Here is a 26,159-nt window from a genome sequence, read left to right on the forward strand (position 1 = left end):
CTCTACAGCTTATTAGACTGAGGATATTGCAAAATCCACTGCTTAGAGAATCTCGGTATTATGATTCATAGCTCATAGAAGCAGTGCAGTCAGTGCGCTTAGATCATTTACAGTAAAGTCCGGCGTATCCTTATCATCAGTGGAAGGCTGATAGCGGCCGTAACCCTGCATAATTCGAATTGTAAGCATCCCAAGTGACTTGGCTGGGATAATGTCATTGTCAATTCGATCACCAATCATGATGGATTCATTGGGCTCTGCTCCAGCTGTTTTCAAAGCATACTGATATAAGCGCATATCCGGTTTGGACAATCCCTGTTCGGCCGAGCAAGCGATAACATCCACATAAGAACGGAGTCCATATTTCACCATCCGCTCTTCCGTACCCGGACTTTGATTGGCAATGATACCGATCCTGTAGCGCTCACCCAGCTGTTTGAGAACGGCCCTAGCTTCAGCATACGGCTCTTCCAGCTCCTTTTGAAACTTGAGCCTTGACTTGATATACTCTCTGTCTTCCTCGGAAGGCACGAGCTCTGAAATCGCGTATTGCATGGGAGAAGCTATATAATTCGAATAGCTCTGAATAAATTTACTGCGAACATCCTCCATCGTGATGTTATACCCAAGTCCATTTGCTTCCTTTACAAATTGACCGATAATGTGATCAACGGGAACCCATTCATTTACGAGAGTATCTCCTATATCAAAAAAGAGCCATTTCACATGATCAAATTTCCCCATATTGCCATTCTCAACCTTTCCATCTGTAAATATAGAAAAAGAGACCCATGGTTATATCACGAGTCTCACATGCTATGTTTTCTTTAACTCCAGTATATCAACCCTATATCTAATTACGCAAACTGTATCGTAAGCACCTACACTAGCTGCAAGCTGCAGTCTCCTGCTTCTATTGCTGTGTACGTACAGATCAATTAATTAACGGCAGCCCGTTCGCCATTTAGCAAGAATCCAACTTCGCCCTTGATTGTAAAAATAACGTGGTCTGCACCCATACCGCGGTATACTCCGCGAGGATGATTCAGCTGTGTAATAATCGTAATCGGTTTACGTGTCCATGGTCTGCATATTTGCAAGAACCGACAGGTCAGATTCAAGCTGTTCTCAAAAATAAAAATACGCCCTACCGTTGCATTAGGCAGCAGCCATTTACTTGCAAACGCAGTATCCATACGTATAATGTGCTCTACTCCAAGTCGTTTGACCTGCTTCTCTTCCTGCGCACTATTTGTCAGGACAGCAAAAGAGAGCTTCTTGTACATTAATAATCGAATAAAATTTCTGGCGGCTTCATTCGGCGCCGTAACTAAAATAACTTCATCACTCATCACAATAATATCCTCCCTGTTTTAGAAAAAGACAACAAAAAAAGAACACCGACAGATCAAAGGCATGCCCGGTGCTCTCCCACCTTTATATCAGAACATGGCAAAACATGACCTGTTATAAGATGCTACGCGGCTTGCTGCCTCTCCCTTTTTTACGCTTACGAGGTTAGCTGTCGGATTCGGACAAGAGAGATTGCCCTATTCATGGCAAGAGCCATGAAATTCACCCCATGGATCTGAAGCATCCACATCTGGGTCCCCCGCTTTTTGCTATCGACAAAAATTCAGCGCACAAACAAAAACCACAGAGGACTAAACCCCTGTGGCTGATCGCTCACAAGATTTATCATTCCTCTCTCAAACGTTCGTACAGAAGATAACTAAAGAATAATCACTGTAAAGAAGTGAAGGAAGAACCTTGCGTATCTTCCACATCTTTAGTTTAGCTCTGTACAGCTTACGAGGTTAGCTGTCGGATTCGGACGGTGAGAGTCGTCCTATCTGTTCCTGATGATTCCATATGGAGATTCCCACATGAATCCTCGGTTCAGAATTCACCCCATGCAAGCGTGTTTCATTCGGCTCTCACACCGAATCAAGCACTCTGCTAACTTTGGTTCCCCCGCTCTCCGCCAGATTAGGCAGAAATTAAGCTATCATAGCAATGAGAAACTACTCTAATATAAGGTTTTCATTTGCTCAAGATTTACGATATGAATCATACACCCGTAGAAAATCGATGTAAAGCTCCTGCAGTAGTTCATTTTGACGATCTAGGGCTGTTTTGGGATAGAATAAGAATAAAACATTCACCACTGTGCATTTAGCTAATCTGTTCTAAGTTTATCTCGATTTCTCGCTTAATTCAAATAACCAAGTTGGGCATCAACAATATATTCATTCATTTTCTAAGCCATGTTTGACTTTCTTCATATATTGCTTAAAATTAAATTGTTATCAATATATATATATAGAGATTGAATAAGAGCGGCTATACAAGCATCATTTATATATTCCATAATAATTAGGAAGGGATGGATGAAGGCATGTCGATTTATCAATATCAAGTGAATACACTAAAGGGTCAGAAATTAAGCATGGAGGAGTACAAAGGAAAAGTACTCTTGATCGTAAATACAGCAAGCAAATGTGGATTAACTCCTCAATACAAAGGGCTTCAGGAGCTATATGACAAATTCAATGATCAATCCTTTGAAATTCTCGGTTTCCCCAGCAACCAATTTGCCGAACAAGAACCCGGCTCAAATGAGGAAATCGCTGAGTTCTGCCAAATGAACTATGGCGTAAGCTTCCCGATGTTTGAGAAGATTAAAGTGAATGGTGACGAGGCGCATCCGCTGTTCAAGCACTTGAAGAACAATGCACCAGGTATACTTGGATCCAAAACAATTAAGTGGAATTTCACCAAGTTTCTTATTGATCAGAACGGAAATATCGTGAAAAGATACAGCCCACAAACGACACCGGACAAGATTGGAGCGGATATCGCCAAGCTGTTAAAATAGGATTCCTGCATAAATCCTAATATGTACAATCGATCGACTAAATCATCATCCCCCAAGAGAAGCCTCAGTAGAGACTTCTCTTCTTTTTGTTCACCTTCTATGTCATATCGTGTTGAAGCCCATACTGGGCACACCAAAAAAGAGCTTGAAGCAATTGCTTCAAGCTCTTTCGTTATGATGCGGTCGAGAGGACTCGAACCTCCACGGGTATACACCCACTACCCCCTCAAGATAGCGTGTCTGCCATTCCACCACGACCGCGCATCTTGTATAGCATTTTCGTGCCAACAAAATATATTATACACAACTACAACCTATAAGTAAAGGGTTTATTTCAAATTATGCTGTAGTTTTTCCGAAGAGAATAATAAGTCATGTATATGTTATTATATTTAACATGAATTAAGGTTTGTCACCTCTTTTCATATTGATGTTTAGTTTTTTATTGACAAAAATCGGATTTTTATGTAAAAATACATATCAAACATAATGATATTATATAATAAGTTGACATATACATAACGCGTAATTCCAACCAAGATGGTTACCACGTTTAACACTATAAGGGGGCGAATCTGGTGAACAGAGGAAATAAGCTTCTAGATTATGTAAAACTGCTTGATTCCTCACTGCAGGTCGGAGGATTCTCTCATTCCTTCGGACTCAAGTCATACATTGAGGAAGGTACGATTCAAACGACTACCGACCTGGAGACATTCATGCGATGCGAGCTACATCCAAGTCTTGTGCAGTTGGAAGGCATGGCGATCAGAGCCATCTACACAGCGGTGGAGCAGAAGGATGAGTGGAGAATCGCCCTCATTGATAAGATCATTCACAACAAGCGAACCCCCGTTTACAAACGGGAATCTTCAAGAGCCATGGGAAAGCGCCTCCTCAAATTATCTAAAGCGCTGCATCCATGGATGGACTTTGAGCATTTCGAAGAACTTATCCATCGATATGATGCTGTTGGCTCACTCCCCGTCGTTCACGCCTGGATCAATAGCCAGCTTGAGGTTACCGCTGACGATGCAGCTTCCGGTTATCTTCATGCCGCCAAGGATGTATGCCTGATCCACGCAAGACGACTATTAAATATTGAGGCCTGTGAAATTAATGCCTTGTCCAGCGTACTGGACGGTGACCTCGAGGAAGAATGGAATAGAGCCAGAAGCGCAAGTCTACAGCCCTTCCAGAGCTCGATTCTGTCAATGCAATCCCTCATACCGGGCTTCCCCTTCCACGAATCCGGTATTGAACATACAAGAGCTTAAGCCTAACTCCCCTCCAGCTCACCTCTTCAGGCCTCCCAAGCCCCTCCCTATATTTAAAAGCACGCCAGGCTCCCTCCTCTGCCAGCGTGCTTTTTTTCGTCATAATACCACCCTATACTGTCAAAAAAGAACGACGTATGTAAGTGATTAATGATTGTTAGATGACGTAATAACGTATATAATATGATCATACTTTTTTTTGGAAGAGGACTCAAATATCAACATAACACCTTAGTTCCATTAAAAATATCAATATATGTATAGGGAGAGACTACAATTGCCCGAAGCCGAACCCTTATTTATAAAGACCTCGTCCGAAGATTTCAAGACGACCACTGTCATTATTGATGCTTTCGGAACGATATGCTCGTACAATCACACTCTTCCTGAGAAAATGTCCCGTTATGAATGTCTTACCCGTGAGAATTGGCTGGGCTCTAATTACTTCAATATAATGGCGTCATTTCCAGGGGCGTGCCCCCACAGCATGAACAACATCATTAATCACCTCAAGGAAGTATTAAATAACCACATGACAGGTTACGTATGTGAAGTCAGGATATTACGTGATGACAGTTATATTTGGCTTCGTCTAGAAGCATCTCTTTATGAAACCTCCCTCCAAAATGACTTTAGAGGACTTATCGTTACACACATCGATATCACACACTTGAAACATCTTGAAGACCATCTTCAGGATGCCTCTTCCCAAATACGAACTCTTCGAGGGATGCTGCCGATCTGCGCTGTATGTAAGCGCATTAGAGATGAAGAAGATGAATGGAATACCGTCGAGAGCTTTGTAGAGAAGCATACGCATGCCGAATTCACGCATGATATATGCCCTGAATGCATTCGCAAGCTGTATCCGCAATATGCAAGGATTTTAGATCCCCACCTTTGAGCTAATAACATCAGTTTACAAATCTCGTGTAGCGTCAAAACACTCACCTAGAACGGATTCCATCCGAATCAGGGTGAGTGTTTTCTTGAGATACCGTATTTTTTAAGTTTAAATCTAGACGGTCAGATAGTGCTCAAATGCTGCCAGATCAAGTTCCTCAGGCTTGCCATGCATCGCAATACTGCCTTTATCCATGACATAGATATAATCTGCCACACTGCGCACAAACTCCTCACTCTGCTCAACGAGTAGAATAGCTGTATCTACCTGATTTTTAATCCGAATGATGACATCACGAATATCATCTACGATCGACGGCTGAATTCCTTCTGTCGGTTCATCCAGCAGCAGCAGCTTAGGTCTTGCAGCCAGCGCACGGGCAAAGGCTAGCTGCTGCTGCTGCCCTCCACTTAAATCTCCGCCTTGTCTTTGATACATCGTAGGCAGCACCGGGAACATAGCAAGCACATCCTCTGGGAATACCTTGCTTCTCTGGGGAGCTGTTTCAAGGCCCAGCATCAGGTTCTCCTTCACGGACAACTGTGGAAAAATATCTCGACCTTGAGGAACATACCCGATGCCCGCACGAGCTCTCTTCGCTGAATTCCAATCCGAGATATCCGTACCTTCCCAGCGTATTTCACCTTGGCTCGACTTGAGAACACCCATTAGCGTACGAAGCAGAGTCGATTTACCAACACCATTTCTGCCCATCAAGCACACGACCTGCCCTGGCTCAATATCCAAATGGACACGACGGAGTACCATGCTTTCGCCATAGCCAGATTCAATATTTTTAAGTGACAGCATCCTGCTTCCTCCTTTTGCCCAAATAGACCTCGGCCACAACAGGGTTCTGCTGAACCTCAAGCATCGTCCCTTCCGTAAGCAGCTTGCCCTCATGCATCACTGTAACCTTTTCTGCATATTGTCTGACAAACTCCATATCATGCTCAACAACGACAACAGAGCGTTTCTTGGCAATACTGCGAAGCAGCTCACCCGTCTTCAGTGTTTCATCATCAGTCATCCCAGCTACCGGCTCATCCAGGAGCAGAACATTAGGCTCCTGGAGCAGCAGCATGCCGATTTCAAGCCACTGTTTTTCTCCATGGGACAACGCTCCTGCCCTCACCTTGATCCGATCCGTTAAACCGATCTGGGCGAGCACTTCTTCCATCGCCTGGCTCATTTCGCCACCACGAAGGCCTCGCAGAGAATGAAACGCCCCTTTGTTTTGATCATCAGCAAGCTCCAGATTCTCCTTGACGGTTAGACCACCGAACACGGAAGGCGCTTGAAATTTCCGTCCGATCCCGAGCCTTGCGATCTGATGCTCTTTTTTACGGGTCAAGTCCGTTCCATCGGGAAGCACCACCTTGCCGGACACCGGCTTGGTTTTGCCGCATATGACATCAAGCATCGTGGTCTTGCCTGCCCCGTTGGGGCCGATCAGAAAATGGAGCTCATTCGACATCAGGTTAAGGTTCATCCCGTTCACAGCGACAAATCCCGAAAAGGACACGGTTATGTCCTGAACGGACAGGACTGACTCCCCTTTAGGATGCGGCTTGCTCGGCTTCAACAACGGACTTGGCATCTTGAGCACCTCTCTTTCGTCTCCACCATCTGGACAGATTATGATACACCCCGACAAGTCCACGCGGCATAAACAAGACGATGGCTACAAATAAACCACCCATAACGAACAGCCAGCCCTCTGGATAAGCTTCACTGATCCCCGTCTTCGCCGCATTCAGAATGACAGCGCCAATTACAGCACCAATCAAAGTGCCTCTGCCTCCAAGAGCTACCCATAGCACCATTTCAATAGAAGGAACGATGCCCATCATAGATGGAGAGATAATTCCTACTTGCAGCACATACAGCATTCCTGCAAGACCGGCAAGCGCTCCTGACAAGGTAAAAGCCAATGTTTTGTACCAAGCAGGATCATAACCCAGAAATCGTACACGATTCTCCCCGTCCCTGGACGCTTCAAGCACCTGACCAAACCGGCTGCGAACGATACGTCTGCACAGGATATAGGCGAGGACCAGGACCACCAGTGTTACATAATACAGCATAATTGTGGTGGTTGGATGGTGCAGCTGCATTCCGAAGATGTGGGTATAGCCGGTCAGACCATTCGTTCCACCTGTCCACTCCTGTTTGCCGACAAACAAGGTAACAACAATCATGACAAGCGCTTGCGTCAGAATCGTAAAGTACACGCCGGCGATCCGATTTTTGAAAGTGAAAAAACCGAGTAGAAATGCCAGCAGTGCCGGCAGTATAATCCCTAGCAGCATCGCAATCGGAAAGGATCGAAAGGGCTCCCAGAACCAAGGAAGCTTCTCAACACTGCTCCATACCATAAAATCAGGCAGTGAAGCACCGCTTGCTTGCAGCTTTAAATACATCGCCATCGCGTAAGCTCCGAGACCGAAGAAAACGCCATGTCCCAAGCTGAGCACGCCGCCATACCCCCATATAAGATCCAGACCTACAGCCAAAATAGCCACTGCCAAAAATTTCGCAAGCAGACTTAGTCGGAACTCCGTGGAGACAAGCGGCGCAAGACTCATTAGAATGAGGACTACTCCCCAGGCGATACGCTGTCCACGAACTCCAAGTTTGTTAACAATCGGCATCGGTATCCCTCCTCTAGTCTAAACTGCGTGAGCGCAGCGCCACGAGTCCCCGCGGTTTCCATTGCAAGAATGCAACAATACAAGCAAATACCAGAACCTTGCCAATCGATGCACTTGTGTACGTTTCAAACAACGTATTAAATACTCCAATACCAAGCGCACCAGCAACAGTACCTACCAGCTTGCCAACACCGCCAAGAACGACAACCATAAATGCATCCACTATATAATAGGTTCCAAGGGATGGGCCAATCGGTCCGAGCAGTGTGAGTGCGCAGCCCGCGATCCCCGCGATGCCAGAACCTATGGCGAAGGTAAGTCCATCTACCTGTCTAGTGGAAATCCCGAGACACCCCGCCATATTGCGGTTTTGCATCACCGCTCGCATACGACGCCCCTGAGCTGTCTTATAGATATAGATATACATTAGTAGCAGCACCACAACGACTAGCAGGATGATAAACAATCTTGTATATGGGAGAACGATTGAACCAGTCACTGCGAACCCCCCGCTCAGCCACGAAGGACTGGTTACCCCGACATTCGGGGCACCAAATATCGTCCGTGCCAGCTGCTGCAATATCATCCCGACGCCCCAGGTAGCCAGAAGGCTATCCAGGGGACGTCCGTATAAATGGCGAATGAGCAGAACTTCAAGCAGCCACCCTACAGCTGCAGCAATCAGAAAAGAAACCGGCAATGCCACCAGAAAATAAGTATTAAACCAAGAAGCAGGCATGTAGGAGATAAACAGGTTTTGCGTGACGAATGTCGCATAAGCTCCAATCATGATCATCTCCCCATGCGCCATATTGATGACGTTCATGAGCCCAAAGGTTACAGCAAGACCCAGTGCAATCAAGAGCAGTATCGAACTTACACTAAGTCCATTAAAGGCTTGAAGTATAAACATATCCATCCGAGTTCTGCCTCCTTCCCTCAATATAGAAGATAAGCGGTTTATTCAGCGCTAAGTGATTTGCCCCATTCATAGGTTTCAAGATATGGGTCCGGCTTCACAGGCTCGCCTGAATTCCACAGCTCTTTGAATTGTCCGTCTGACTGCACTTCACCGATTCGAACCGTTTTGTAAATGTGCTGATTGTCGCCATCAATCGTTACTTTTCCGCTTGGCGCATCAAACTCGATCCCTTTCGCCGCTTCTTTCACTTTCTCCACATCCGTAGATCCTGCCTTCTCAACCGCAGCTTTCCATAAATAGACCGCCGTATAGCCCGCTTCAATCGGATCTGCCGTTACGCGGTCTTCACCGTATTTTGCTTTGTAAGCTTCTGTGAATTTTGTATTCTCAGGCGTTTCAGTTGTTTGATAATAATTCCATGCTGCAAGGTGACCCGTCAGCACATCAGCACCAATGCCTCGAATCTCTTCTTCCGCTACGCTGACAGATAGAGTCGTCATATCCGCAGCGGTGATGCCCGCATCCTTTAATTGTTTAAAAAAGGCAACGTTACTGTCCCCATTCAGTGTGTTGTATACGACATCTGGATCAGCCGCTTTGATCTTGCTGATGATTGTACTGTAGTCCGTATGTCCTAATGGAGTATACTCTTCTCCTACAACCTCTCCGCCCTCAGCCTGAAGCTGAGCCGTTATAATTTTGTTCGCAGTCTTAGGGAAAACGTAGTCTGAGCCTAGCAGGAAGAACTTCTTGCCCCGATTCTCCAGAAGCCAGCTCACCGAGGGTACAATCTGCTGATTCGTCGTCGCGCCTGTATAGAAGATGTTAGGCGAAGCCTCCAAGCCTTCATATTGAACAGGATAGAAGAGAAGTCCATTGTTAGATTCAACGACAGGCAGCATCGCTTTACGACTCGCGGAAGTCCATCCTCCGAACACAGCCGTCACTTTATCCTGCTGGAGCAGCTTACCTGCCTTCTCTGCAAAGATCGCCGGGTCAGACGCGCCATCCTCTATGACAGGTTCGATCTGTTTGCCAAGCACGCCGCCGGCTGCATTAATTTCCTCGATCGCCAGCATCTCCGCATCCTTAACCGATACCTCACTGATGGACATCGTCCCGCTAAGAGAATGCAGCACGCCAACTTTAATCGTATCCCCTTCTGAACCAGCTGCCGTTTCCGTTCCATTCGTACCGGTTGTTTGCTGTGTAGCTGTTTCTCCACCGGATACGCATCCAGACAGCATCAGAACACCAGCCATCATAACAGGAAACCATTTGCCGAACTTTTTCTTTAACATTGACTCCACTCCCCTTTGTTTTTTCCTTCAGACCGAACATTCTCATAATTTTTTCCAACAATGTTTGGTGATCACATTATAGGTGCATCGATTTTGTTGTGTCAATATTCCTTACATAATTTTATTTTTCGCCTAACGCGATCATGCATCTTCACAAAATGATATGATTATCATTGACAAAGCATTCTTATCTGTGTGAGTATATTTAACATAAAATGATCTATTTCAATTCTATCTTTTCTAGCAACGGCAGCGAGTTTCGATCCTCACTAGCAATCTGAATTGTCTAATTGCACAACGGACAAAATGAACACTTTTGTTCAAGCCATCCGTTGTATTATGATGTTAGATATCAAAACTTGAAAAATCTAGAAATAGAATGCAGGGCAGAAAGGTTGGATTCATGTGCACTGGACTGAGGAAGAAAAAGACAAACTGCTTGTTACCGTAGCTGCCAACTTGGCCAGGGAGCGCAAGGCACGCGGACTCAAATTAAATGTACCCGAAGCCATCGCCATCCTGACCTCTGAAGTGCTTGAACGAGCTCGCGACGGCATGACTGTAGCAGAGCTGATGCGTTATGGAGGGACGGTATTAACGAAAGAAGACTGCATGGAGGGCGTTCCGGATATGATTCCGGAGGTACAGGTGGAAGCTACATTTCCTGACGGGACGAAGCTTGTAACCATTCATGAGCCGATTCGCTGACTCTTACTCACTAGTAACGGAATACACTCATAGAAAGGCAGGAATTCATCTTGATCCCAGGAGAATACAGGTTAAAGAAGGACGACATCATCTGTCATCCTGATCGTGACACGATTCAGCTCACCGTGATCAACCGGGGAGACCGGCCAGTGCAGATCGGATCACATGTCCATTTTTACGAGGTGAATGCCCAGCTTGATTTCGATCGTAAGAGTGCCTACGGACGCAGGCTGCATATTCCAGCAGGAACCGCCGTACGTTTTGAACCTGGTGAGGAGAAGCCGGTCGATCTTACTACATTTGGCGGGAAACGTCGAATTCAGGGATTCAACAATCTGACCAACGGATCGCTCGATCAGCCTGCTGATGAAGTCAAGCTTAGGACATTTATCGAAAGGTTCGGTGCTCCTGCAGCGAATAACGAAGGTGACCCATCATGAAAAAGATGACTCGTGAGCAATACGCATCCATGTTCGGTCCGACAACAGGTGATGCCATCAGACTCGCAGATACGGAACTGTGGGCAGAAATCGAGAAGGATTATGCCGTATATGGTGATGAGAGCAAGTTTGGCGGAGGCAAGGTGATTCGCGATGGCATGGGCCAATCGGCTTCTGCACTGCGAAGCCAAGGAACACCGGATACTGTTATTACAAACGTCGTCATCATAGACCATTGGGGTATTGTAAAGGCGGATATCGGTATTCGAGATGGGTTTATTTGCGGCATTGGGAAATCCGGAAACCCGGATACGATGGACGGTGTCGATCCTGCTCTCGTTATTGGCGCAGCAACCGAAATTATCGCCGGCGAAGGGCATATCATAACTGCTGGAGGAATAGACACACATATTCACTTTATCGCACCACAGCAGATACGTACCGCCATCAATTCGGGTATTACGACGATGATCGGCGGTGGAACCGGACCTGCTACAGGCACCAAAGCCACAACCTGCACTCCAGGCGAGTGGCATATTCATACGATGCTGCAGTCTGCGGAAGGATTCCCAATGAATCTCGGGTTCCTTGGCAAAGGCAACAGCTCCACAACGGAACCGCTCATCGAACAGATCAAGGCAGGTGCCATCGGACTGAAGCTGCATGAAGACTGGGGCACAACACCCGCTGCGATCGACGCTTGTCTGACTGCAGCCGAGCAGCAAGACGTACAGGTCGCAATTCATACGGATACACTCAATGAGACTGGATTCTTGGAGAGCACGCTTGCCGCAATTAACGGCCGGACCATCCATACATATCATACAGAGGGAGCGGGCGGCGGACATGCGCCTGATATCATTCGTGCTGCCGGAGAGAACTACGTTATCCCATCCTCCACCAATCCGACCAGACCTTATACTCGTAATACGATTGAAGAACACCTGGACATGCTGATGGTGTGCCACCATCTTGATCCATCCATACCTGAGGACGTTGCTTTTGCTGATTCACGGATTCGTCCAGAGACCATTGCGGCTGAAGATATTCTTCACGACCTCGGCGTATTTAGTATCATCAGCTCGGATTCTCAGGCTATGGGACGGGTAGGCGAAGTCATTATTCGTACCTGGCAAACCGCCGACAAGATGAAGAAGCAGCGCGGCAAGCTCTCGATCAGCGAGAGTTCACCATCGGACAACGACCGGATTAAACGTTATGTTGCCAAGTATACAATTAATCCTGCAATAGCTCACGGCATCAGCCATATTGTCGGATCAGTTGAAGTCGGCAAATGGGCAGATCTTGTGCTATGGAGCCCTGCGTATTTCGGAGTCAAGCCAGAGATGGTGCTGAAGGGCGGCATTATAACCCAGGCACAGATGGGTGATCCGAACGCCTCCATACCGACACCGCAGCCCGTGTTTAACCGCCCTATGTTCGGTTCGTTCGGTAAAGCGCTGCAAAAAGGCTCGATCACCTTCGTCTCCCAAGCAGCTAAAGAAGCAGGCATAGGTGAACAGCTTGGCTTGACTAAACGTATTGAGGCTGTTAAAGGCTGCCGAAGCGTGACCAAGAAGGACATGATCCACAATAATGTCACGCCGGTCATAGAAGTTGATCCCGAAACATATGAAGTCAAAGCAGACGGAGAGCCGCTTACTTGCGAGCCTGCGGAGAGTCTTCCGATGACACAGCGATATTTTATGTTCTGATCAGCTCATCAGACTTAAGGAAGTGGTGACATATTGCAGACCAGCTCTACGATTAAATTACTAAGATACGCACAGCTGCTGGATTCGGCACTTCCCATAGGAGGCTTCTCCCATTCTTCGGGACTCGAAACCTATACCGCCGAAGGGGTAATCCGGACAAGCGAAGAACTCGCTTCATTCATTCGCAGCCAGCTGACCGGGAGTCTCACCCGATTAGACGGGCTTGCCATGAAGGGCGTGTACGAGGCAGCAGCGAATAACAACCCTGTAGGAATCGCCCTCTATGACAAACGTCTCTTTGCCCAGCGCTCTCCAAGAGAGCTGCGAGAGAGCTCACACAAAATGGGAAAGCGTCTGATGAAGCTGGCACGAAGCATATACCCCGATCTAGAGCTTGATTTGCTCGATATCTCCGTTCGGGACCATGGTGCTCTATGTTGTCTGCCGACAGTGCATGCCTATATCGCCTTTCGACTGGAGATTGGTTTGGATGAAGCAGTAACCGGGCATTTGTATACCGCTGTCACAGCATATGTAAACAGTGCGTTACGGCTTATGCCGATAGGCCAGACTGAAGCGCAGAGATTGATCCAGGAGCTCATTCTTAATATCGAAGCAGCCTGGAACGCAGTCAAAGATACCGACCCTATGGGGATGAGCAGCTATAGTTTTGCTCAAGAAATTTACGCCATGAGGCACGAAACACTGCCAGCCAGATTGTTTATGTCTTAATTTAGATGTATCCATAAATTTTAGGAGGATGATTCATATGTGTGGAACAGGCTCAAATCATCAGCATCACGCAAACTGGGAGAGAATTCCGTTTGACCACAGTCGTCCCATGCGGATCGGTATCGGCGGTCCGGTAGGCTCCGGCAAGACGGCCCTTGTGGAAAAACTGTCCAAGGCACTACGCACCCGTTACAGCATCGCAGTAATTACCAACGATATTTATACCAAAGAGGATGCCGAAATTCTTCTTCGTCAGAATGCTCTGGATAGCAGCCGCATTATCGGTGTTGAGACTGGAGGCTGCCCGCATACCGCCATTCGCGAGGATGCTTCCATGAACTTCGAAGCCGTAGAGGAGCTGCAAGAACGTTTCGAAGATCTGCAAATGATCTTTATTGAGAGTGGAGGAGATAATCTGTCCGCTGCCTTCAGTCCAGAACTGGCCGATGTGTTTATCTACATTATAGATGTAGCACAAGGTGAGAAGCTCCCTCGTAAAGGCGGCCCTGGTATTACACGTTCGGACCTCCTGCTCATCAACAAGACCGACCTCGCTCCATTCGTTGGCGCAGACCTCAGCGTCATGGAGTCAGATACGCAAAAAGTGCGTGAAGGCCGCCCTTATGTAATGTCCAATCTGATGAGCGGTGAAGGCGTATCCGAAATTATCCATTGGCTTGAGCACCAATTCATGGATGATGAGGCAGCTGCTGCCCATCAGCACGATCATGAGCATGGCCATCATCACTCCCATTAATCTTCGATCAGAAGAGCGGACAGACCTGTATCCGTCCGGTATGAAACGAAGTGAGCTGTATGCCACCTTTGAGAACAAAGGTGGCCTCACTTATATTACGGACCGATATCATGCCGTGCCGCTGAGAATCAGCCGGACCTTTCGCCTTCCCGGCAGTGACGGAGAGCTATGTGTATACACCTCAGATGTATCACCCGGTGTGATGAATGGGGATGAGTATGATTCCAATTGGCTGCTCAAGGAAGGAGCTCATGTTGTTCTCACAAGTACTTCGGCTACGAGACTGCATCCCACCCCGACTCTCCCTTCCTCTGTAAGCCATACTTTTCATTTGGAGCAAGGTGCAATACTTGAGTATTTCCCAGAATGTGTCATCCCTTTTGCCGGAAGCCGCTCCACCTTGACGACATCATTCCATCTCGGTGAGAGCTCCACCCTGGTCTATGCAGATGTGTGGTCAGCTGGTCGGGTGCACCGCGGAGAGCAATTTGACTTCATTCACTTCCAAGGCCACACAGAGGTATGGAAGAAGCAAGAACTCCTTGTCTGGGATCGGTTCTCTCTAGAGCCTGGTCATGAGCAAGTGAATAACCTATCAGGCATGCTCGATTATACGCACATGGCTGCTTTATGGATCGTAGGAGACAATATTGGACAGAAGGAACTTGCTGCTATACGTGAAGACCTTCCTTCAAACGGTGGCATTCTAGCAGGTGCAACCCTTCTCGCAGGTGGACAAGGGATCGCCGTACGCATGCTCGGGAGAGCAGCCTACGAGCTTCAGGAATTTTGCATCTCTTTGTGGAATCAAATCAGACCTGCAATAATAGGTAAGGTTCCGCTGCAATTTAGAAAATAGAGTCAAATAAAGGCCATGATCTGCTGCAAAGCAAATCATGGCCTGTTATGTATAATATATTAATATTATTTTCAAGAAGATTCGTCAGTGCCTATGTCAGCTCGCTTCTGCTTCCGATAACGGGTGAATTCGATATATTCCTTAATGAATTCCTGCTCCTTTACCGTTAACTCTGAAATTGTACTGTCAGTATGCCCTTCTGGATAATCTCCTGTCTTATAAGTCATATTCTGCTCTTTAATGATCACTTTACTTCTCCCGACCATGATCCAGTCCAGACTGACATCAAAAAAGGCAGCAATCTCAATCAGCTTGGTCGTACTTGGTACGGACTTTCCCCGTTTCCAGTCACCCAGATTCCCGGTGCTAATCTTGAGTTCCTCGCAGAAGGCTTTTTTTGTCATCCCTCGTTTATTAATCAATTCCTCAATTCGTGAATAAATCGAATTCATAAAAGACCGCCTTCCAGTTATGTCATTATGTAGTTGATTTTGTAAATAAAATTCACAATAATTCCATATTATATCACACACAGATTCCATCCTCAGCCTTCCATTTGAACCTAATATGCCTGCTCGTATATACTAATATAAATGTCCAGATAGATTGAGCCAAAGTGCTAAACAACTTCGCCTATTCGAACTTTAGGATAAGCTGAATCACGTGAAACACATAGATCTGTCTGGATTTTGGCATAAGGAGTGAATGAATGAAGAAAATTAAGATTGTGACGGACTCTACAGTGGATATACCTCAATCCGTCATTCAGAAGCATGACATCGAAGTGGTGCCTCTTTCCTTTTCTATTGATGGTGTAAACTATATCGATGGGATCGATATCACCCCGGAACAATTTATTCAAAAAATGAAGCAAAGCAGTGAGCTGCCAAAGAGCTCTCAGCCTTCAGCTGGCGAGTTTTTGGAGCGTTACAACAGGCTTCATGAAGAAGGCTATGAAATTATATCTATTCACATGACAGGCAGCTTAAGCGGCACGGTACGCTCAGCAGAAATGGCTGCCGAGATGTCCAGTGCCAAAGTAACCGTTATAGATTCCCAATACATTTCGAAGGGTCTCTCGTTTCAGGTGCTTGAAGCAGCAGAATGGGCCGCAGAAGGTAAGACGACTTCTGAGATTGTCGATCGGATTACCGAAATCCGCAATCAGACAAAGCTATTTGTCGCAGTCGATACCCTCGAGAACCTCGTGAAGGGCGGGCGTATCGGCAAGAGCAAGGGTCTCATCGGCTCTCTGCTTCATATTAAACCGATAGCTACCCTGTCAGAGGGAAAATATACACCTGTCGTCAATCTGCGCAGTCACGCCCAAATCGTCAGACATTTGGCTAAACAATTTGCAGAAGATGTGAAAGGCAAGACCATTCATAAAGTAGGAATCGCCCATGCAGAAGGTCATAAATTGGCAGAGCAGCTGAAGCAGGCGATCTTGGATCTGACAGGTCATAAGGATGTTGATATCAGCTATACCTCTCCCATTATTAGTACGCATACCGGTGTAGGAGCAATCGGCTTTGTTTATTATTGCGGGTAAGCTCAACCGGAACTAATCTATTATTCGAGTTAAGATAAGAGAAGGACTATTTCTTGAGGCAGCTACGACGCATCAAGAAATAGTCCTTTTTTCGATGTACGATTTAGCAGTAAGCACTTGGTTCAAGCTTGTATATACAATACAATAAGCATCGACAGAACATAAAAAGAGTCTTACGCGTATAAACACGTAAGACTCCTTCACTAGTTAGGATGCGGTCGAGAGGACTCGAACCTCCACGGGTATACACCCACTACCCCCTCAAGATAGCGTGTCTGCCATTCCACCACGACCGCAAATATTAAACTGGTGAGCCATGAAGGACTCGAACCTTCGACACCCTGATTAAAAGTCAGGTGCTCTACCAACTGAGCTAATGGCTCTTGCTGTGTAATCCAATGTTGTATGCCACTATGCGAGGTACATAAAGCTTGGATAAATTTAAAGTGACCCGTAGGGGATACTCTCTCTTCGTTCGAGACTGCGATGCAATCCTCCCAAAGCTGATGCTTCGACAAACCCTTATGGGTTCTCATCCCCAATCGAAGCTAAAGTTTAAAGTGACCCGTAGGGGATTCGAACCCCTGTTACCTCCGTGAAAGGGAGGTGTCTTAACCCCTTGACCAACGGGCCTTAATTTCTCGATCGCTCATTGGCGACTTTTAGAGTATATCAAATAAATAAAGCATTTGACAAGCCCTTTTTTTTCAAAAAAACAAAAAAATTATAAATCAAAATTATTCTCTATATTTTTCCATATTGATGCAGAATAATGCATGTTAACAAGCTTGGTAAGTCATTTTTGTTGCATAATTGCTTAACTTGACTTAAAATAACTTATAACGATGCATCAACGTAAGGAGGTATCCGCTTGTATCAGGAAGAACGCATGCAGCTTATCATGGATCATCTAGCCAAGTCAGGTCGAATCTCCATAGAAGATATATGCTCGATCTTTGACGTGTCCCGGGATACAGCAAGACGAGATCTTATCAAGCTTGAAGAGCAGGATCTCATTGTACGCACCAGAGGAGGCGCACTGCTCCCCTCCCCGATTCAGGAATTTAAAAATTATAAGGACCGTCTGATTACGGTGTCGGATGAGAAAAAGGCGATCGGCCGTCTAGCCGCTGCTTTAGTACGCAAGGGAGATCGGATCATTCTGGACTCCTCAACTACAGTTCAGGCCTGTGCCGAATATTTACATCCACAAGATTGCACCGTGATTACGAATTCCATTAACTCAGCAGACCTGCTATCAGATAAAGATTTCATTCAGATCAGGCTCCTGGGAGGAATACTGCATAAAGAGCATCGTTATGTCTATGGCGCCTCCGTCATTGAAACCTTATCCAACTATCATGTCGAGAAGGCTTTTATAGGTGTAGGTGGTGTGACAACCGATGGCATGAGCTCCGGTGATGAAGAAGGTAAGGTAAAGTTCAAGATGATGGAACAAGCCGATACCGTCATTGTGCTCGCGGATCACTCGAAGTTCGGGCGTAATTATTTTTACCGATTCGCAGATTGGAGCATGGTCGACATCATTATTACAGATCGTTCTCCAGACAAAGAAATGCTCGATTTTTTCAAAAAAAATCAGGTCGAAGTGTTAATTCCCGACGACGATCAGGAGGTTATATAATGATTAAACTTATTGCTATAGATCTGGACGGAACACTGCTAAACAGTGACAGTAAGATTAGTGAAGAAAATGCAAATGCTATCCGCAAAGCTCAAAACCTCGGTGTACACGTCACGATTGCCACAGGGCGAGCTCATGCTGACGTCAAAGCGATATGTAAAGAAGCTGGAATCAATACACCGGTTATCGGCGCGAATGGAGCTACAACGCATGATGAGAATTCAAACCGAGTGGAATCCATTCCAATGGATAGAAATACAGCCATGTCCGTGCTGGAATGGCTTGATCAGAACCAGTTCTATTATGAAGTCCTCACTGACCAAGCGATTTACTCGCCAAATGAAGGCCATCAGCTCATGTCTATAGAAATTGACCGGGCCTTAAGCGCGAATCCGGAAGAAAGTCTGGACCGCCTGCTCCGTATGGCAGAGAAGCAATATGAACAAACAGGTATCGTGCGTATCCCTTCTTATCTCAGCATTCCAGAGGATGCGGAAATTTATAATATCTTGTCTCTTTCCTTTGATAAACAGAAGCTTGAGCTCGGACGTGCGAAATTTCGGAATAATCCAGAGGTGACAATGGTCATTTCAGCAGATCACAATTTTGAAGTTGAGCATCCAGATGCTTCTAAAGGAAATGCGCTGAGGAAACTGGCTGCTAGGCTCGGCATTTCGCTGGAAAATACAATGGCTATTGGAGACAGCAATAATGATGTATCCATGCTTACCATTGCAGGCTGCTCCGTCGCGATGGGCAATGCACACCCGGACATTCAGGCTATCGCCAAAGAGGTTACACTTACCAATATTGAGAATGGCGTTGCCTACGCTATTGAACGTAAGCTGGCCGGCATGAATTTGGAGTCATCCTTATCTTAATTTGATATTACTAAGGCTGCTCTATCACAACAAAATGGTGAACCCTTGGGTTCGCCTATCATCCTTCATGTTCTATAAATCAAAAAAAGCCCTCACGGGCTTCTTTTATTCTTTATGACGGAGAGAGAGGGATACTCTCCCTTCGGTCGAGACTGCGATGTTTACCTATCGAAGCTTAAGCTCCGGCGAACCCCTATGGGTTCTCATCCCATCTTCAAGTCATAAATCAAAAAAAAGCCCTCACGGGCTTCTTTTATTCTTTATGACGGAGAGAGAGGGATTCGAACCCTCGCACCGCTTACGCAGTCTAACCCCTTAGCAGAGGGTCCCCTTATAGCCACTTGGGTATCTCTCCATGGCTCCCCGAACAGGACTCGAACCTGTGACAACTCGATTAACAGTCGAGTGCTCTACCAACTGAGCTATCAGGGAACGTCAGCTGTAATTAATAATTTATCAAAAGTTTAGGCGAGAGTCAAGCCTTCGCCAGCTCCGATAATTTGAGCCTGCCACTGCAGCGTCCACAGCGATATTTGCGAACATCCACTTTACGCTTACGCTTGTACACCTGCGAGCAGCTCTGACAGATCAGCTCATATTTATAGGGAAGTGTTCTGCGAGCTTTACCGCCGGGCAAGCCCTGGCAGTACCTGCTCCCTCCTACTTGAGCTAACAGCTGTTTGAATTCGGGATCACGATGCTTATAGCCTCTTCCACGGATATGCAAATGATAATGGCATAGTTCATGTTTAATAATCTTCTCTACCTCATCAACACCATGCACCGCCAACTGATGCGGATTAATCTCAATACGATGGCTGCGCAGCATATATCTGCCGCCTGTTGTCGTCAAGCGTTTGTTAAAGACAGCCTCATGCCGAAAAGGCACACCGAAGCTATCCATAGATATTCGCTCAATCCAAGCCTGTAGTTCTTCGTTTGTCATTAGATTCACTCTTATTCAGCTCACTTCCGTGCATCGTTTCTACTTGATTGTAACTATACCTTGGGATACACTGTCAAGGAACGTTTAAGAACGACGACCAAAAGGGGAGAATCATCGTTATGTCCAAGATGCGCTACATCATTTTGCAACATGCTGATCAGCTCGAATTTGTAGAAATGCCATCTGATTATGCCTATCAGCTCAGTGCTCTGAATCTGCGCCTCCATAAGGAGATCAGCAAGCTTACAGCAGATGCTGTTCCAAGATTACCAAGAGCCATTGCTGAATGCGACCAGCTGGATTTGCTGGAAGAGCATCACGCAATCACAGGCGGTCTCGATTATATTAACCAGCTGGAGCAATCCTTTGCTTCTGTCAAAGAAGAGCATTACCCCCTGATAGCCCTGTTAACAGAGATTCGCGCCCTTCAGGCTCAGCTCGAACAATGGTATGAGGAAGAAGAACTGATCTAATCAACTTATCGTGAACTAGAAATGAAAAAATAACCGTTCTGCAGATCGAACTAAAGAAATGACCGATGTCTTCTTTAGCCTATCTGTCTAGAACGGTTATTTGATGTAGACCTGCACTAATCGGGCGTTTCCCCCATATGCTAACGTACAGATGTTAACGGGTGTTAGGAGGGATTCCCTTGCCACAGTGGCTCAGTAACCAACTTATGCGTGCGTTCCACAAAAAGGACAGTCGTCAAATTAAGCTGTTGAACGAATGCTGGTTCTTCTATCGCAACCGTCCGGGCAATACTGGAGGAATAGAGACCAATAATTCCAGGCTCTAATATTAATACACAGCCGATGAGCCTCTCTTGCTTGAGCTCACCGGCTGCTTTTTATTCATGCGTCTGCGTCGATTTAAGCTTTATTCGGATTCTTCATGGTCAGTGCTACTCGGCCTTTCTTCAGCTCGACACTAAGTACCCATACCGTCACATTGTCTCCTACAGAAACAACGTCCATCGGATGCTTAACAAACCCTTCACTCATTTGCGAAATATGGACCAGCCCATCACTCTTAATTCCAATGTCAATAAAAGCCCCGAAGTCGATCACATTCCGAACGGTTCCCTGCAGCTCCATTCCCGCTTCCAAATCTTCAATCTTAAGCACATCAGTACGGAAGATGGGTAGTGGCAGCTCGTCCCGCGGATCACGGCCCGGACGCTGAAGACTATCCATGATGTCTCGCAGTGTAGGCACACCAACCTCTAACTTGCCTGCAAGCTCTTCGATCCGCTGCTCATCCAGCATTTGTGCAAGCTCTTCACTGCCAAGCTTGTCCAGGTCCACCTTCAGCTCCTGGAAGAGCCGATCCACAACAGCATAGGATTCTGGATGGATCGCGGTGCGGTCCAGCGGGTTAACTCCTTCAGAGATTCGCATGAAGCCTGCACATTGCTCAAAGGTCTTCGCTCCTAGACGAGGTACTTTTTGCAGCTCCTTGCGTGAAGTGAATTTGCCGTTTTCCTCTCGGAACTTCACGATATTTTTGGCGATCGTTGAATTAACGCCTGCCACATACGACAGCAGGGAAGGAGAAGCCGTATTTACATCTACGCCTACATGGTTAACTGCAGATTCAACAACAGCCTTCAAGCTGTCCTCCAGATGCTTCTGGGAGACGTCATGCTGATATTGCCCCACTCCAATGGCCTTGGGATCGATCTTGACGAGCTCTGCGAGCGGATCCTGTACACGGCGGGCAATCGAGGCAGCACTGCGCTCTGCAACATCCAGGTCAGGGAACTCCTCTTGAGCCAGCTTGGAAGCAGAATATACACTGGCACCTGCCTCGTTAACGATCAGATAAGCGAGAGATTTGGCTTCAAGATCTTGAATAACTTCGGCTACGAATTGTTCCGTCTCGCGAGAAGCCGTTCCGTTACCAATCACGATCAGCTCAATATCATACTTGTGGATCAGCTCGTTAAATTTCTCTTTCGCTGCTTGCTTCTTATTGTTTGGCGGTGTTGGATAGGTGACAGCCACCTCCAGCAATTTACCGGTATCATCCACAACCGCAAGCTTACAGCCTGTACGGTAAGCAGGATCGACTCCCAGCACACGTTTGCCCTTGATCGGCGGCTGCAGAAGCAGACTGCGCAGGTTACCAGAGAAGATTGAGATCGCCTGGTTCTCCCCTTTTTCCGTAAGCTCGGCTCTTACCTCTCGCTCTATGGAAGGAGCAATCAGACGCTTGTAGGCATCCTCAATAACAAACCGGATTTGCTCCTCTACGACCGAAGACGGCTTCAGAATCTGGCGTCCAATATAGTTATGCACCGGTTCTGCATTAACATCTAGACCGATCTTGAGAATATTCTCCCGTTCTCCCCGATTAATAGCTAGAATGCGGTGTGGCGGCATTTTTTTGGCCAGCTCGCGATAGCTGTAATAGTTCTCATACACGGATTCGACTTCTGTATCCTTCGCCTCGGAAGTAAGCACTCCATGGTCCAGAGTATAACGGCGAACCCATTTGCGAATTTCCGCATCGTCAGCAATATTTTCAGCCAAAATATCCAGTGCTCCTGCTAGTGCTGCTTCTGCGCTCTCTACGCCCAGCTCCTCATTTACATAGCTCGCTGCCTCATCAAGCACATTCCCCTGCTTGGGCTGATTCCATATCCATTCGGACAAGGGCTCAAGACCTCGCTCTTTGGCAACACTGGCACGGGTCTTTCTTTTCTGACGATAAGGCCGGTACAGGTCCTCTACCTCTTGAAGCTTCACCGCTTCGGTAATGGCTGTGGAAAGTTCTGCTGTAAGCTTACCCTGTTCATCAATAATTCGGATGACTTCTACTTTGCGGTCCTCCAGGTTACGCAGATAAATCGTACGCTCTTCGATGTGCCGCAATACGTTCTCATCCAGTTCACCTGTCATTTCCTTACGATAACGGGCGATGAAGGGGATCGTGTTCCCTTCGTTCAGAAGGCCAACCGTTGTTCTAACCTGCTTGATTGTAAGCGACAGCTCCTTCGCCACCTGCTTAACAATTCGCTCTTCACGCTCCTGTTTTACTTGTTCTTCATTTACTTCCATCGTTGTTGGTTCCGTCAAAAAAATCCCTCTTTCCTGTAGGATTACCTGGGGCGATCTTGAGTTGGAGACATCAGAGAAAACGCACGAAGCTAAATGCTGCGCCTGTGAGTATGGTCTTCCCATCGCTGTTGTTCATAGAGTTATACGATTTAATAAGACCTAACAAGGTTCAACTCTAAGAACAATGGCGAACGCATTCGCTCTTACAGCCCATTCTCACTTGCTCCGCAGCGCTCCGTGTATTGCTGATGAGTCCTCCAAAAAATATCGCGCCGTCCAATTTTTATTTTTTATATACTGCACATATTTTTTAGGTGAAGGATTTTGCATAAATCCCAAGGTTAGTAGAAGTCGGTTTGTTCCCCGCTTCATTCTCTTTATTTTTTGGTGTTTAAATAATGATTTTATCATCCGTAAATGAATGATGATACTTTATTATCACAGAACTTGACCTTAATTTCCACATCCGACCCGCTCTACAGCCAATTTCAAGATAAAAAAAGACTGTTTCGGCACATCAAAGTGATGACCAAAACAGTCCTTTGTGTTCAATATAAGTCTAACTCAAGGCTTTACACTCTCTTGAAACGATGAAGCTCGCTGTGGAAGTCCCCATTCTTGCTTCCCACCGAAATTCCTGCATACATCAGTGCATCTCCACTATATACGCCTTCTCCATTAACCAGTGCATAATCACGCTCTGGATCCAATCCGGTCAGCTTGAGGCGGGCCAGTGGAGCATTAGGCTCTGCAAGGACACGGAAGTAGAATACAGCCACATCGGTGCCGTCCTTGGATACGAACATCCAAGCCGTTTCATTTCCTTCGAAGGGACTTAACAACCGGTAGAACACACCGAATTGTACAAGCTCGCGAATTTCCTTATATAGTTCAACTTGTGCAGCTACAATTGACTTCTCCTCATCTGTGAACTTGGTCAGGTCCAGCTCATAGCCAAAATTGCCTGACATTGCGACATTACCGCGAGTTTCAAGTGATGTCGTACGCTCTACCTGGTGGTTAGGTACAGCCGAGATGTGCGAAGCCATCGCACTTATCGGATAGACAAGGCTTGTACCATACTGAATGCGAAGACGGGATACCGCGTCGGTATTATCGCTCGTCCAGGTCTGTGGCATGTAGTACAGCATCCCCGGATCAAAACGTCCGCCGCCGCCGGAGCAGCTCTCAAACAAAATGTCAGGGAAAGCAGATGTGATGCGTTCCATTACATCATATAGACCTAACATATAGCGATGTGCCGTCTCCTTCTGTCTTTCCGCAGGAAGCTGTGCAGAACCAATTTCGGTCATATTCCGGTTCATATCCCACTTCACATAAGTTATCGGTGCACTTGATAAAATGTCCGAAATCATGCGTACGATCTCATCCTGTACATCCTTCCGTGACATATCGAGCACCAGCTGCTGTCTGCCCTCTGTCCGGCGTCTATCCGGTACATGCAGACACCAGTCCGGATGCGCTTTATACAAATCGCTGTCTGGGGAGATCATCTCCGGTTCAAACCACAAACCAAATTGCATTCCGGTATCGGTCACACGTTTCACCAGATTATCGAGTCCATCAGGCAGCTTCTTCTTGTCGACAGTCCAATCCCCTAGTGAAGAGTTGTCACTGTCACGATGACCGAACCAGCCGTCATCCAGGACGAACAATTCAATGCCCAGCTCTTTGCCGGCTGCTGCAATGCTCTCAATCTTGTCCGCATTGAAATTGAAATACGTCGCTTCCCAGTTGTTGACCAGAATTGGACGCTGCTGATCTCTGAACTTCCCGCGGGCTAATCTCTCACGATACAATGCATGGTAGCTGCGTGACATGCCGCCAAGGCCCTGATCAGAATATACCATGACGACTTCTGGTGTTTGGAACGACGCTCCGGGCGTGAGCTGCCACCCGAATTCAAAAGGATTAATGCCAAGGGACAATCTCGTCGTCTTGAACTGATCTACTTCTGCCGCTGCAACAAAGCTTCCACTGTACACAAGGCTGAAACCAAATACTTCACCGGACACTTCCGTTACTCCAGGCGTAAGAAGCGCTGCGAATGGATTCTGCTGATGTGAGCTGGATCCACGGCGGCTTTCGACACTTTGCGTGCCCACCGTCAGTGGTTTGCGTATAATTTCCCGCTCCCGAACCCAAGCACCGGATAACTGAAGCCATTCATAATCGGCATGAGGAAAATCAATGCTTGCGCTCAGCGCACGTAAAATCTCGCTGGTCGTCTCTCCTGTATTGGTAATTCGGGCAGAGCGGGTAATGGCATTGTAGTTATTGTAGGCAGTATAGCTAAGTTCAAGCTTGATTCCAGCAACAGCATCCTCCAGCTGAATAATTAAAGTGTCTGCCTCCTCCTCTTGTTCTACATAGGACTGCGGAAGACCCTCAAGCTGCGGCTTGCCGCGCACAATACTGTGGCCTGTATATAAGAACTCGGTTACGGTGGAACCGTTTGCTTGTTTCAATTGAATCGCCGGATTTCTAAAGTCACTCGTGCCGTATACCGGATATTCCTGTGGCAGCGTATCAAACGATATCGTCCGATCCTCAGGCACTGGATTCGGGCTGAAGGAGGAGCGCTCCTGACGCACCTGAAGCCAGCTTAAATCACCGTGTCTCAGTTTTTTTCCATAATACAGATGGGTCAAATGTCCTGTAGGCATTACTTGAAATACATAACTTGCTTCTACGGTTTGCAGATGAAATAATCGCTTTTCCTCGGTATAGAAAATCCCCATATTACCCTCCATGGCCTCCTGGTTTCCAGCGTATGATCTATCATCCGGAAAAATAATAGCGCTTTCAACAACATGAGACGTCTTTTTTTTCTCTCATCAGTATAGATTTCTATAGAGCGGAATGCAATGAATTATCTTCGTCTCTTGTTAGAGTCTTCAACCAA

General features: G+C 46.6%; 25 protein-coding genes, 6 tRNA genes and 2 riboswitches. Of the genes, 14 read left to right on the top strand and 17 right to left on the bottom strand.

What is annotated here, in order from left to right:
- Nucleotides 1-72: 72 nt before the first annotated feature.
- Nucleotides 73-744 (bottom strand): HAD family hydrolase, encoded by a 672-nt coding sequence (locus tag ACFQ3J_RS13415; RefSeq protein ID WP_091153873.1) that lies wholly within the window; start codon nucleotides 742-744, stop codon nucleotides 73-75.
- Nucleotides 745-938: 194 nt separating this feature from the next.
- Nucleotides 939-1,352, bottom strand: coding sequence for a hypothetical protein (locus ACFQ3J_RS13420; RefSeq protein ID WP_091153870.1), 414 nt, complete (start codon nucleotides 1,350-1,352; stop codon nucleotides 939-941).
- A gap of 140 nt (nucleotides 1,353-1,492) precedes the next feature.
- A riboswitch (cyclic di-AMP (ydaO/yuaA leader) is annotated at nucleotides 1,493-1,652 on the bottom strand.
- A 139-nt stretch (nucleotides 1,653-1,791) separates the two neighbouring features.
- Nucleotides 1,792-2,017: riboswitch (cyclic di-AMP (ydaO/yuaA leader) on the bottom strand.
- 381 nt (nucleotides 2,018-2,398) lie between these two features.
- Here ACFQ3J_RS13420 and ACFQ3J_RS13425 point away from each other — a divergent pair.
- Nucleotides 2,399-2,878 (top strand): glutathione peroxidase, encoded by a 480-nt coding sequence (locus ACFQ3J_RS13425; protein WP_251582095.1) that lies wholly within the window; start codon nucleotides 2,399-2,401, stop codon nucleotides 2,876-2,878.
- A 178-nt stretch (nucleotides 2,879-3,056) separates the two neighbouring features.
- Here the strand turns inward: ACFQ3J_RS13425 and ACFQ3J_RS13430 are convergent.
- Nucleotides 3,057-3,139 (bottom strand) — tRNA-Leu (locus ACFQ3J_RS13430).
- Between the two features lie 317 nt (nucleotides 3,140-3,456).
- Between ACFQ3J_RS13430 and ACFQ3J_RS13435 the strand changes: the two genes are divergently transcribed.
- Nucleotides 3,457-4,155 (top strand): urease accessory protein UreF, encoded by a 699-nt coding sequence (locus tag ACFQ3J_RS13435; protein WP_091153868.1) that lies wholly within the window; start codon nucleotides 3,457-3,459, stop codon nucleotides 4,153-4,155.
- 277 nt (nucleotides 4,156-4,432) lie between these two features.
- Nucleotides 4,433-5,059, top strand: a complete 627-nt coding sequence (locus ACFQ3J_RS13440) for a hypothetical protein (protein ID WP_091153866.1) — start codon at nucleotides 4,433-4,435, stop codon at nucleotides 5,057-5,059.
- Between the two features lie 114 nt (nucleotides 5,060-5,173).
- On the opposite strand, the gene urtE is transcribed toward ACFQ3J_RS13440, so the two are convergent.
- Genes urtE through urtA form a run of 5 tightly spaced genes read right to left on the bottom strand, consistent with a single transcriptional unit; the run spans nucleotide 5,174 to nucleotide 9,936 of the window.
- Nucleotides 5,174-5,869 (bottom strand): urea ABC transporter ATP-binding subunit UrtE, encoded by a 696-nt coding sequence (gene urtE / locus ACFQ3J_RS13445; protein WP_251582096.1) that lies wholly within the window; start codon nucleotides 5,867-5,869, stop codon nucleotides 5,174-5,176.
- Nucleotides 5,856-6,659, bottom strand: a complete 804-nt coding sequence (gene urtD, locus ACFQ3J_RS13450; RefSeq protein ID WP_251582097.1) for an urea ABC transporter ATP-binding protein UrtD — start codon at nucleotides 6,657-6,659, stop codon at nucleotides 5,856-5,858. The genes urtE and urtD overlap by 14 nt, the downstream gene beginning before the upstream one ends.
- Nucleotides 6,619-7,713, bottom strand: coding sequence for an urea ABC transporter permease subunit UrtC (gene urtC, locus ACFQ3J_RS13455; protein ID WP_251582098.1), 1,095 nt, complete (start codon nucleotides 7,711-7,713; stop codon nucleotides 6,619-6,621). Before urtC ends, urtD begins: the two co-directional genes overlap by 41 nt.
- 13 nt (nucleotides 7,714-7,726) lie before the next feature.
- Nucleotides 7,727-8,632 (bottom strand): urea ABC transporter permease subunit UrtB, encoded by a 906-nt coding sequence (gene urtB, locus ACFQ3J_RS13460; RefSeq protein WP_251582100.1) that lies wholly within the window; start codon nucleotides 8,630-8,632, stop codon nucleotides 7,727-7,729.
- Between the two features lie 41 nt (nucleotides 8,633-8,673).
- A complete protein-coding gene (gene urtA, locus ACFQ3J_RS13465) occupies nucleotides 8,674-9,936 on the bottom strand; it encodes an urea ABC transporter substrate-binding protein (RefSeq protein WP_251582102.1) in 1,263 nt (420 codons plus the stop codon).
- A 405-nt stretch (nucleotides 9,937-10,341) separates the two neighbouring features.
- On the opposite strand from urtA, the gene ACFQ3J_RS13470 reads away from it, so the two are divergent.
- Genes ACFQ3J_RS13470 through ACFQ3J_RS13495 form a run of 6 tightly spaced genes read left to right on the top strand, consistent with a single transcriptional unit; the run spans nucleotide 10,342 to nucleotide 15,147 of the window.
- Entirely contained in the window at nucleotides 10,342-10,644 is a 303-nt protein-coding gene (locus ACFQ3J_RS13470) for an urease subunit gamma (RefSeq protein WP_047912301.1), read from the top strand.
- Between the two features lie 50 nt (nucleotides 10,645-10,694).
- Complete coding sequence (locus ACFQ3J_RS13475) at nucleotides 10,695-11,084, top strand: urease subunit beta (protein WP_251582104.1); 390 nt, start codon at nucleotides 10,695-10,697, stop codon at nucleotides 11,082-11,084.
- Nucleotides 11,081-12,799: an urease subunit alpha gene (gene ureC, locus ACFQ3J_RS13480; RefSeq protein WP_251582106.1), complete on the top strand. Its 1,719-nt coding sequence runs from the start codon at nucleotides 11,081-11,083 to the stop codon at nucleotides 12,797-12,799. The genes ACFQ3J_RS13475 and ureC overlap by 4 nt, the downstream gene beginning before the upstream one ends.
- Nucleotides 12,800-12,832: 33 nt before the next feature.
- On the top strand, nucleotides 12,833-13,531 hold the full coding sequence (locus ACFQ3J_RS13485) for an urease accessory protein UreF (protein WP_251582108.1): 699 nt from the start codon (nucleotides 12,833-12,835) through the stop codon (nucleotides 13,529-13,531).
- A 37-nt stretch (nucleotides 13,532-13,568) separates the two neighbouring features.
- Nucleotides 13,569-14,288, top strand: a complete 720-nt coding sequence (gene ureG, locus ACFQ3J_RS13490; RefSeq protein WP_251582110.1) for an urease accessory protein UreG — start codon at nucleotides 13,569-13,571, stop codon at nucleotides 14,286-14,288.
- Complete coding sequence (locus ACFQ3J_RS13495) at nucleotides 14,227-15,147, top strand: urease accessory protein UreD (protein WP_251582112.1); 921 nt, start codon at nucleotides 14,227-14,229, stop codon at nucleotides 15,145-15,147. Before ureG ends, ACFQ3J_RS13495 begins: the two co-directional genes overlap by 62 nt.
- Nucleotides 15,148-15,218: 71 nt before the next feature.
- On the opposite strand, the gene ACFQ3J_RS13500 is transcribed toward ACFQ3J_RS13495, so the two are convergent.
- Complete coding sequence (locus ACFQ3J_RS13500) at nucleotides 15,219-15,599, bottom strand: helix-turn-helix domain-containing protein (RefSeq protein WP_091153843.1); 381 nt, start codon at nucleotides 15,597-15,599, stop codon at nucleotides 15,219-15,221.
- A 257-nt stretch (nucleotides 15,600-15,856) separates the two neighbouring features.
- Between ACFQ3J_RS13500 and ACFQ3J_RS13505 the strand changes: the two genes are divergently transcribed.
- Nucleotides 15,857-16,699, top strand: a complete 843-nt coding sequence (locus tag ACFQ3J_RS13505; protein WP_091153841.1) for a DegV family protein — start codon at nucleotides 15,857-15,859, stop codon at nucleotides 16,697-16,699.
- Between the two features lie 213 nt (nucleotides 16,700-16,912).
- Here the strand turns inward: ACFQ3J_RS13505 and ACFQ3J_RS13510 are convergent.
- From ACFQ3J_RS13510 to ACFQ3J_RS13520, 3 genes are all read right to left on the bottom strand, one after another.
- Nucleotides 16,913-16,995: transfer RNA gene (locus ACFQ3J_RS13510), tRNA-Leu, on the bottom strand.
- 11 nt (nucleotides 16,996-17,006) lie between these two features.
- Nucleotides 17,007-17,082, bottom strand: a tRNA-Lys gene (locus ACFQ3J_RS13515).
- A 178-nt stretch (nucleotides 17,083-17,260) separates the two neighbouring features.
- Nucleotides 17,261-17,332: transfer RNA gene (locus tag ACFQ3J_RS13520), tRNA-Glu, on the bottom strand.
- A gap of 238 nt (nucleotides 17,333-17,570) precedes the next feature.
- Between ACFQ3J_RS13520 and ACFQ3J_RS13525 the strand changes: the two genes are divergently transcribed.
- Together ACFQ3J_RS13525 and ACFQ3J_RS13530 are read left to right on the top strand one after the other, a co-directional pair.
- Complete coding sequence (locus tag ACFQ3J_RS13525) at nucleotides 17,571-18,344, top strand: DeoR/GlpR family DNA-binding transcription regulator (RefSeq protein ID WP_091153838.1); 774 nt, start codon at nucleotides 17,571-17,573, stop codon at nucleotides 18,342-18,344.
- 2 nt (nucleotides 18,345-18,346) lie between these two features.
- Entirely contained in the window at nucleotides 18,347-19,225 is an 879-nt protein-coding gene (locus ACFQ3J_RS13530; protein ID WP_251582743.1) for a Cof-type HAD-IIB family hydrolase, read from the top strand.
- A gap of 266 nt (nucleotides 19,226-19,491) precedes the next feature.
- Here ACFQ3J_RS13530 and ACFQ3J_RS13535 read toward each other — a convergent pair.
- The 3 genes from ACFQ3J_RS13535 to ACFQ3J_RS13545 form a co-directional block, all read right to left on the bottom strand.
- A tRNA-Ser gene (locus ACFQ3J_RS13535) sits at nucleotides 19,492-19,580 on the bottom strand.
- Nucleotide 19,581: 1 nt separating this feature from the next.
- Nucleotides 19,582-19,657, bottom strand: a tRNA-Asn gene (locus ACFQ3J_RS13540).
- Between the two features lie 43 nt (nucleotides 19,658-19,700).
- Entirely contained in the window at nucleotides 19,701-20,171 is a 471-nt protein-coding gene (locus ACFQ3J_RS13545; RefSeq protein WP_170862335.1) for a SprT family protein, read from the bottom strand.
- Nucleotides 20,172-20,290: 119 nt separating this feature from the next.
- Between ACFQ3J_RS13545 and ACFQ3J_RS13550 the strand changes: the two genes are divergently transcribed.
- Nucleotides 20,291-20,644 carry a hydrolase/acyltransferase gene (locus ACFQ3J_RS13550; protein WP_251582114.1) on the top strand — a complete coding sequence of 118 codons (354 nt, stop codon included), beginning with the start codon at nucleotides 20,291-20,293 and terminating at the stop codon, nucleotides 20,642-20,644.
- Between the two features lie 179 nt (nucleotides 20,645-20,823).
- On the top strand, nucleotides 20,824-20,970 hold the full coding sequence (cmpA, locus tag ACFQ3J_RS13555) for a cortex morphogenetic protein CmpA (RefSeq protein ID WP_091153829.1): 147 nt from the start codon (nucleotides 20,824-20,826) through the stop codon (nucleotides 20,968-20,970).
- Nucleotides 20,971-21,043: 73 nt separating this feature from the next.
- On the opposite strand, the gene ACFQ3J_RS13560 is transcribed toward cmpA, so the two are convergent.
- Nucleotides 21,044-23,233: a Tex family protein gene (locus ACFQ3J_RS13560; RefSeq protein WP_251582744.1), complete on the bottom strand. Its 2,190-nt coding sequence runs from the start codon at nucleotides 23,231-23,233 to the stop codon at nucleotides 21,044-21,046.
- A 572-nt stretch (nucleotides 23,234-23,805) separates the two neighbouring features.
- Nucleotides 23,806-25,995: an alpha-galactosidase gene (locus ACFQ3J_RS13565; RefSeq protein WP_251582745.1), complete on the bottom strand. Its 2,190-nt coding sequence runs from the start codon at nucleotides 25,993-25,995 to the stop codon at nucleotides 23,806-23,808.
- Nucleotides 25,996-26,159: the final 164 nt, after the last annotated feature.

The organism is Paenibacillus provencensis, assembly GCF_042678545.1.
In the GTDB taxonomy this organism is placed as follows: domain Bacteria; phylum Bacillota; class Bacilli; order Paenibacillales; family Paenibacillaceae; genus Paenibacillus; species Paenibacillus provencensis.